This is a genomic window from Acinetobacter sp. Colony158 (assembly GCF_019264745.1).
GTDB lineage: Bacteria > Pseudomonadota > Gammaproteobacteria > Pseudomonadales > Moraxellaceae > Acinetobacter > Acinetobacter ursingii.
Genome location: NZ_CP078523.1, coordinates 40,424 through 41,697 on the forward strand (window position 1 = coordinate 40,424; position 1,274 = coordinate 41,697).

Genomic DNA, 1,274 nt, shown 5'->3' on the forward strand with positions numbered 1-1,274 from the left:
TCACTGCTGTCCCACAAATATCACAAGAAGAACCTCAATTGAGGTTCTTCTTGTTTTCGCCATTTTTTATCAGGCACAAAGAGTGACCTTAAAAGTTTCCTTTCAAATAAATTAACCTGAATAATTCGCAGTAAACGCTGAACACTCCATTCTTCTTGTGCCATGTGTTTAGCGAAGTTCACAAGCAAATAGGCGATTAATGCAATCCATATTTGCGTTAGTATCGCATTGCGGCTTCGACCTAGAAATGACTTCAGTTTTAAATTCTGCTTGATGGCTTTAAAGAATAACTCAATCTTCCAGCGGTCTTTATAAATTGCAGCAATCGTGGATGCTGCCAGATGAAAGTTGTTGCTCAGAAATTCGAATGTTCTTTTCTTATCTGTATCATAAAATTCTATACGTCTTAATAACTTAGGTGCGCCTCTTTTCTTGGCATGCGCACTGCTTAATTCAATATATTCATCCGCAATAATGCCTTTAGTCGCTAATACGCTGCGGCTTGATTTAACTTGATAAACTGTCTTTGGGCGTAGCCGAGTTACGAAGCTGACTTTCTGATGTGTCAACTGAGCAAACCATTGATAATCAACATATCCTTTATCAAAGACGATAATGCTGCCAGCAGGAAATTTAAATGCTCTGCCTTGCACCATATCATTTTCAATACCATTCCCAAGCGCTACAAATTCAGGAATGGTATTGCTGTGATTTAAGCCAACACTTAGTTTAATACTGGCTTTGGATTCATGCACTTTTGCCCACTCACACAATGACAGTGAAAGATCAATATGACTGGCATCTAGTGAATACAGAGGATTCTTGAATCTAAATTTATGTGCAGTTTTAGAGTTTTCACAGTGCTGAAGCAGCTGCGTGAACAATTGCTGATACAGGCTGGCGGGCTGTTCTTTATTGAGTCTTGCTAAGGTGCTTCGCGCAATTCTTTTCGCGCCAAGATGATAGAGCTTTTCCTGCTGGGATTCGAGATTGGATTGAATATCTCTTAAGCTTTGCCTACAGGAAAGTTGGGACATCAAAATAGCAATAAATTGATCCCATCGTGTTGCAGATCTTAATTTTTGTCCTTGATGGTGTTGTTTTGCGAGACGTTCAAAATCTTGTCTTAAAATAGGTTTGAGTAATTGATGAAATACAGTATTCTGATGTGACAAAACCTGAATCCTTGTAGTTGAAGTGTTTGTTCGCACTTATATTTTAACTACTTTGGACTCAGGTTTTTTTATTTAACTCTAAGTATGGGACAGCAGTGA

1 protein-coding gene is annotated in these 1,274 nt (G+C 38.4%); it reads right to left on the reverse strand.

Going from position 1 to position 1,274, the window contains the following annotated elements; all coding sequences use genetic code 11:
- Positions 1-20: 20 nt before the first annotated feature.
- The gene (locus tag JR005_RS00150) at positions 21-1,175 is read right to left on the reverse strand and encodes an IS4 family transposase (protein WP_004992632.1); all 1,155 of its coding nucleotides are present in this window, start codon (positions 1,173-1,175) and stop codon (positions 21-23) included.
- Positions 1,176-1,274 lie beyond the last annotated feature (99 nt).